6 protein-coding genes are annotated in these 6,963 nt (G+C 68.2%); 3 read left to right on the top strand and 3 right to left on the bottom strand.

The genetic code is table 11. From position 1 onward, the window contains the following. The first annotated feature begins 39 nt into the window (after positions 1–39). Genes pstC through pstB form a run of 3 tightly spaced genes read left to right on the top strand, consistent with a single transcriptional unit; the run spans position 40 to position 2,712 of the window. Positions 40–1,011: a phosphate ABC transporter permease subunit PstC gene (gene pstC, locus ACFWPJ_RS20450; protein WP_378853571.1), complete on the top strand. Its 972-nt coding sequence runs from the start codon at positions 40–42 to the stop codon at positions 1,009–1,011. Then, entirely contained in the window at positions 1,011–1,916 is a 906-nt protein-coding gene (gene pstA / locus ACFWPJ_RS20455) for a phosphate ABC transporter permease PstA (RefSeq protein ID WP_378853573.1), read from the top strand. Before pstC ends, pstA begins: the two co-directional genes overlap by 1 nt. Before the next feature lie 19 nt (positions 1,917–1,935). Next, on the top strand, positions 1,936–2,712 hold the full coding sequence (gene pstB, locus ACFWPJ_RS20460) for a phosphate ABC transporter ATP-binding protein PstB (protein WP_378853575.1): 777 nt from the start codon (positions 1,936–1,938) through the stop codon (positions 2,710–2,712). A 61-nt stretch (positions 2,713–2,773) separates the two neighbouring features. On the opposite strand, the gene phoU is transcribed toward pstB, so the two are convergent. The 3 genes from phoU to dusB all read right to left on the bottom strand — a co-directional run bounded on the left by phoU (position 2,774) and on the right by dusB (position 6,902). Next, positions 2,774–3,436, bottom strand: coding sequence for a phosphate signaling complex protein PhoU (gene phoU, locus ACFWPJ_RS20465; RefSeq protein WP_378853577.1), 663 nt, complete (start codon positions 3,434–3,436; stop codon positions 2,774–2,776). A 94-nt stretch (positions 3,437–3,530) separates the two neighbouring features. Next, complete coding sequence (locus tag ACFWPJ_RS20470) at positions 3,531–5,597, bottom strand: LCP family protein (RefSeq protein ID WP_378853579.1); 2,067 nt, start codon at positions 5,595–5,597, stop codon at positions 3,531–3,533. 183 nt (positions 5,598–5,780) lie between these two features. After that, positions 5,781–6,902: a tRNA dihydrouridine synthase DusB gene (gene dusB, locus ACFWPJ_RS20475; RefSeq protein ID WP_378853581.1), complete on the bottom strand. Its 1,122-nt coding sequence runs from the start codon at positions 6,900–6,902 to the stop codon at positions 5,781–5,783. Between the last annotated feature and the right edge of the window lie 61 nt (positions 6,903–6,963).

A 6,963-nucleotide genomic window follows, 5' to 3' on the forward strand; every position in this document is an offset into this window, starting at 1 on the left:
GATTCGACGAGCCCGCGGGCGGCCGGAGATACTGCGACTATGCCGACCGAACCGAAAATCGACAAGGCCCCTGACGGGGGTCGTACCGGCCGCCTGAACGCCGAGACGATCTTCCGTTGGACGGCCACCGCGGCCGGCGCGACCATCGTCGCTGCCATCGCGCTGATCGCGTTGTTCCTGCTGATCCGCGCGGTCCCCTCGCTCCGGGCTGACGAGGTCAACTTCTTTACCAGTACCGAATTCGCGACCGGTGACGCGAACAACCTGCGCTTCGGCATCCGTGACCTGCTCATGGTCACGGTGCTGAGCTCGGTGTTCGCGCTCATCGTCGCGGTGCCGATCGGTGTCGGGATCGCCCTGTTCCTGACCCACTACGCGCCGTCGAAGCTCAGCAGGCCGTTCACGATGCTGATCGACCTGCTCGCCGCGGTGCCGTCCATCGTGTTCGGCCTCTGGGGCTTTTTGGTGCTCGCGCCGCAGATCGCACCGGTCCAGCAGTTCCTCAACGACCAACTGGGCTGGTTCTTCCTCTTCTCCGACGGCAACGTCTCGATCGGCGGCGGTGGCACCATCTTCACCGCGGGCGTCGTGCTCGCCGTCATGATCCTGCCGATCATCACCTCCGTCGCCCGCGAGGTCTTCGCGCTCACCCCGCGCGCCCACATCGAGGCCGCGCAGGCGCTCGGCGCCACCAAGTGGGAAGTCGTGCGGATGACCGTGCTGCCCTACGGCCGCAGCGGTGTGATCGCGGGCTCGATGCTCGGCCTCGGCCGCGCGCTCGGTGAGACCATCGCCGTCCTGGTGGTGCTGCGCACCGCGAGCCAGGCAGGCGAGTGGTCGCTGTTCGACGGCGGCTACACCTTCGCCTCCAAGATCGCTTCCGCCGCCTCGGAGTTCAGCGCACCGCTGCCGACCGGCGCCTACATCGCCGCCGGCTTCGTCCTGTTCGCGCTGACCTTCGTCGTCAACGCGCTGGCCCGCCTGGCCTCCGGTGGAAAGGTGAACGGCTGATGATGAGCACAACGACCCTCGACAAGCCGGTCAAAGCGCCCACCTTCCGCCATGTCAGCACCGGCAGGCGGATCAAGAACCACATCGCGACCGGCCTGGTCACCCTCTGCTTCGTGATCGCGCTGATCCCGCTGGTGTGGGTGCTCGGACTGGTCGTCACCAAGGGCATCACCGCGATCCTGTCCGCCGACTGGTGGTTCAACTCGCAGAAGGGCATCCTGCCGGACCAGACCGGCGGCGGTGTCTACCACGCGATCTACGGCACCATCGTGCAGTCCGCGGTCGCCTCGCTGATCGCCGTGCCGCTGGGCATCATGGCGGCGGTCTACCTGGTCGAGTACGGTCGCGGCCGGCTCGCCAGGGTCACCACCTTCATGGTCGACATCCTCGCCGGTGTGCCATCGATCGTCGCCGCGCTGTTCATCTTCGCGCTGTGGATCGCCACCTTCGGTATGCCGCAGAGCTCCTTCGCAGTCTCGCTGGCGCTGGTCCTGCTGATGCTGCCGGTCGTCGTGCGCAGCACCGAGGAAATGCTCAAGCTGGTGCCCGACGAGCTGCGTGAGGCGTCCTACGCGCTGGGCGTGCCGAAGTGGAAGACCATCCTGCGCATCGTCATTCCCACCGCGGCCCCCGGCATGATCTCGGGCATCCTGCTCGCCCTGGCCCGCGTCATGGGTGAGACCGCGCCGGTGCTCGTGCTGGTCGGCTACAGCAAGTCGATCAACCAGAACATCTTCGACGGCAACATGGCCTCGCTGCCGCTGTTGATCTACCAGGAGCTGGCCAACCCGGAGGCTGCCGGTCGCGAGCGGGTCTGGGGTGCGGCGCTCACGCTGATCCTGATGATCGCGGCGCTGTACCTGGCCGCCGCCGGCGTCAACAAGCTGCTCACCCGGAACCGATAGAAGCGAACGGATAACTCAGATGGCCAAGCGGATCGACGTCAAAGATCTCAATATCTACTACGGCGCCTTCCACGCTGTGTCGGACGTGGACCTGACCGTGCTGCCCCGCAGCGTCACCGCCTTCATCGGTCCCTCCGGTTGTGGCAAGTCCACCGTGCTGCGTTCGCTGAACCGGATGCACGAGGTGACCCCGAACGCCCGCGTCGAGGGCGCGGTGCTGCTCGACGGCGAGGACATCTACGGCGACGCCATCGACCCGGTCGGCGTGCGCCGCACCATCGGCATGGTGTTCCAGCGCCCGAACCCGTTCCCCACCATGTCGATTCGCGACAACGTCGTGGCCGGCCTGAAGTTGCAGGGCGTGCGCAACAAGAAGGAACTCGACGAGGTCGCCGAGCGCTCGCTCAAGGGCGCCAACCTCTGGAACGAGGTCAAGGACCGGCTCGACAAGCCGGGCGGCGGCCTCTCCGGTGGTCAGCAGCAGCGTCTGTGCATCGCCCGCGCGATCGCGGTCTCGCCCGACGTACTGCTGATGGACGAGCCCTGTTCGGCACTGGACCCGATCTCCACCCTGGCGATCGAGGACCTGATCACCGAGCTGAAGAAGGAATTCACCATCGTCATCGTCACCCACAACATGCAGCAGGCCGCGCGCGTGAGTGACCAGACCGGTTTCTTCAACCTCGAGGCCCAGGGCAAGCCAGGCAAGCTGATCGAGATCGACGACACCGAGAAGATCTTCTCCAACCCCACCCAGCGCGCCACCGAGGATTACATCTCGGGCCGCTTCGGTTAAGAAGTCACGAGAAAGCCCCCGCCTCCTCGACGGAGTGCGGGGGCTTTTCCGTTGGTGCCCTCTAGCTTTCGGTCTCTTCGTCGCCCGGCAGGACGCCGGTGACCAGGAAGATCACGCGGCGGCCGATCTCGACGGCGTGGTCGGCGAAGCGCTCGTAGTAGCGGCCGAGCAGGGTGACGTCGACGGCCGAGGCGACGCCGTACTTCCATTCGCGGTCCATCAGCAGGGTGAACAGGTGACGGTGCAGGTCGTCCATCGCCTCGTCGTCCTGGTTGAGCTGGGCGGCGCGCTCGGGATCACGGGTCTCGAGCACCTCCTTGGCGCCCGCGCCCATGTTGACCGCGATCCGGCCCATCTCGGCGAAGTAGCCGTTGACCGACTCGGGCAGCGCGTGGTTGGGGTGGCGGCGGCGGGTCATCTTGGCGACGTGCAGTGCCAGCGTGCCCATCCGATTGACGTCATTGACGATCTGGATGGCGCTCACCACCTGGCGCAGGTCGCCCGCGACGGGGGCCTGCAGCGCGAGCAGGGCGAAGGCCTTCTCCTCGGCCTCGGCGATCATCACCGAGATCCGATCCTGCTCCCCGATGACCTGCTCGGCCAGGGTGAGATCGGCTTGCAGCAGGGACTGGGTGGCCTGTTCCATCGCCTGGCCAGCGAGACCGGCCATCTCGCCCAGGAGGTTGGCGAGATCGGCCATTTGCTCGTTGTAGATGACACGCATGAATGCAGACCCTAGTGGGTACCCTCGGCGCTGTCACCCAACGGCGGGTGAATGCCGCGTGGCAGTGTCGTGCCAGCTCAGCCCGGGTGGTCGATCAATCGCAGCTGGTGTCGGCGGCGTTCATGTGTTCGAGGTCGGACGGGAGGGCGACGGGTGCGGCCGCGATCGCTTTGCCGGTCTCCACGTTGGGGATCTCGGTACCGACCGCGGTCGGGGTGCGGACCTGCCCCGCGAAGCTCGAACCCAGGATGACCTCGACGATCCCATCCAGGTTGTCGTCGCGTTCGATGACCGCGCCGGGGATCGAACTGGCGACAGTCGCGGCCGACGCTTCGTTGCCCATCGAGTAGTGCACCACCGTCGACTCGCTGCCGTCGGGGTAGTTCCCGACGCTGTAGATCCCGAAGCCCATCGTGCTGAGCTTGTTGGCGGCCTGCTGCGCGACGCCGGTGCGGCCGGATCCATTCGACACCCGAATCGACACCGATCCCGGACTGACGGCATACACCTTGGGCGCCTGCGTCGGCGGCGCTTCGGCCGAGCTGGTGACCGGCGGGGCGGTCTCCTCGCCGGGCAGCGGCTGGTCGTCGATGATCGCGCGGAAGATCGCCCTGATATCGGACTCGCGCGGAATCTCGTTGCCGTACGACGTGGTCCCGGCGGTCGGTGCGGTAATGAACGTCACCGCACCGGCATTGACCTTCTGCAGCGATCGGCCGAGCAGGAGCAGGTCCTGGGTGCCGACGCCGTCGACGAACGTGTGCTGCCCGAACGCCTGGACGAAACCCTGCAGCTTGCCCGGGTCGAGCAGAATCTTGCTCGACAACGCCCCACGGAGCAGGGCGGCCAGGAACTGCTGTTGCCGGTGGATCCGGTCGTAGTCGCTGCGCTCCTCACCGATGACGTGTCGTGCGCGCACATAGTTGAGTGCGGTCTCACCGTTGATGCGTTGCTTGCCCGAGGTTTCCAGGATCGTGCCGAGTACGCCGTCGATGATCGGCTTGGTGGAGCAGACCTCGACGCCGTCGACCTGGTCGACCATCGCCTGGAATCCGGCGAAGTCGATGCCGATGAAGTGGCCGATACTCAGACCCGACATCTTGCGCACCACGTCGACCAGGCAGCGGGGCCCGCCGAGCGCGTAGACGGCATTGAGCTTGTCGCCCATTGCCGAGGGGAACTTCTGGTCGGTGTAGGTGGCCTTCTCGTTGTCCCAGCCCGCGCACTTCGGACGGGTGACATCGAGGTCGCGGGGGAAAGAGACGACGACGACGCGTGAGCGGTTCTTCGGGATGTGCACCAGCATGACCGTGTCGGCGCGCGCGCCTTCGGCGTCGTCGGTGGTGCCGGCGCCCAGGTCGGCGTTCACGCCCGCCCTGGTGTCGGTGCCGACGATCAGATAGTTCTCGTCACCGAGCTGCATATCGCCGTCGAGCACGTCCTCGGTGGCGCCGTCGAGCGCGGAGACCTGGTTGAGGATGTTGTTGGTGGCGCGCAGGTAGCTCCAGCCGCCACCGGTGACGACCAGCGCGAGCACCGCGAAGAAGGTGCCCGCGACCCGTCCCGCCAACCGCGCCCTCTTACCGCGGCGGCCGTCGGCCGAGGGACGGCGCGGCGGTGCGGCGGCCGCGGCCTTGACCGGCCTGGCGCGCCGCGGCGGCTCTTCGGTGACCGCGGGCAGGATGTCGGTGGCCGGATCGCCGATCGGATCGTGGGCGCGGCGCGGGGCGGCGGGCTTGCGTCCGCCACGGCCCGGCTCGGGCGCCTGGGCGGGCAGCGCGGTGGTCGCGGTGCGGTCGGCGGGGGATTCGGCGCGATGCGGCGTGCCGACGATGTCGTCGACGACGGGCGAGCTGTCGGTGCGCGGGAGGTCGGGACGCTGGGTGGGACGCGGCGCCTGCTCGCGAGCCCGGCGGCCCGCGCGCGAACCCGCGTCGGTGTCGGGGGCGGGGCGCCTGCCTCGCCTGGTGCGTTCGCTGTCGACGCGATCGACGAGGTCCTGCACTGTCAGCGGCGCCGCACCGGGGTCCTGCGCCGTATCCGCGTGCCTGGACCGTCGCGCGCCGGTTTCCGGCTGCTCGGTGGGTTCGGCCGTCGGATAGCGCTCCCAGGGGGCGCGACTTCCGGGCCGGGGCGTACGCCCGCGCCGATCGTCACCCACCAACGAACCTCACTTCTTCTATCTGCCGCAGCATGCGCGTCACCGACGGCTCCGATTCGAACCGCAGCCGAACGATGTCCGCAATGATAACGATTCCGCCACGAGTAGCCACTCCTGTGCGCGAACGAATCGAAGGCGAACTCGTTGCGCACCTATGACAAAGACCGGCTGACCTCGGGGAAATCAGCCGCCGCTGTGCATCACATCGGCTGCCGAGGGAACGGTGTCGTCCTCGGGATCGTCGAGCCAGCCGTCGGGCAGGGCGACCTTGGCCTGTGGCGAGCCCTGGCGGCCGCGCGGGCCGAGGGCGTCGGTGGGGAAGGGGGCCGACGGGTCGAGCTGACCGATCAGGTCCTCGAGCTGAGTCAGCCGGGAGACGGTGGCGAAGCTGCGGCGCAGCTGCGATCCGACCGGGAAGCCCATCAGGTACCAGGCCATGTGCTTGCGGATGTCGCGCATCGCCTTGTCCTCACCGTCGTGCTCGGTGAGCAGGGTCGCGTGCCGCAGCAGGATCTCGCCGACACGCCCGAGCACCGGGCCCTCGGGGATGGGCTCGCCGCGCAGCGCGGCGCTGAGTTCGGCGAACAGCCACGGGCGGCCGAGGCAGCCGCGGCCGACGACGACGCCGTCGCAGCCGGTCTCGCGCATCATCCGCAGCGCGTCGTCGGCGGAGAAGATGTCGCCGTTGCCGAGCACGGGGATGGTGGTGACGGCTTCCTTGAGCCGGGCGATGGCCGACCAGTCGGCCGCGCCGGAGTACAGCTGGGCCGCGGTGCGGGCGTGCAGCGCCACGGCGGCCGCGCCCTCGGCCTCGGCGATGCGACCGGTGTCCAGGTAGGTCTGGTGGTCGTCGTCGATGCCGATGCGGAACTTGAAGGTCACCGGGACGCCGGCGGGTTCGGCGGCGGCGACCATCTCCCGGACGATGTTGGCGAAGAGCCTGCGCTTGTACGGCAGCGCCGAGCCGCCGCCGAGCCGGGTCACCTTGCGGACCGGGCAGCCCAGATTGAGGTCGATGTGATCGGCCCAGCCCTCGCCGACGATGATCCGCACCGCCTCGCCGAGGGTCTTCGGGTCGACGCCGTAGAGCTGCATCGAGCGCGGGTTCTCGTCGGCGTCGAACGACATCATGTGCAGCGTCTTCTCGTTGCGCTCGACCACCGCGCGGGCGGTGATCATCTCGCACACGTAGATCGAGGTCGAGCTGCCGAACTCGCGGCACAGCTTCCGGAACGCCTGATTCGTGATGCCCGCCATGGGCGCGAGCACGACCGGGGGGGGGGGCCGGGGAGGGGCGGCACCCACGTGCCGGGGGGGGGGGGGGGGGGGCGTTATAAAAACAAAAACAGACCCCCCACAAAATGTT

The organism is Nocardia sp. NPDC058497 (assembly GCF_042720195.1).
Lineage (GTDB): Bacteria > Actinomycetota > Actinomycetes > Mycobacteriales > Mycobacteriaceae > Nocardia.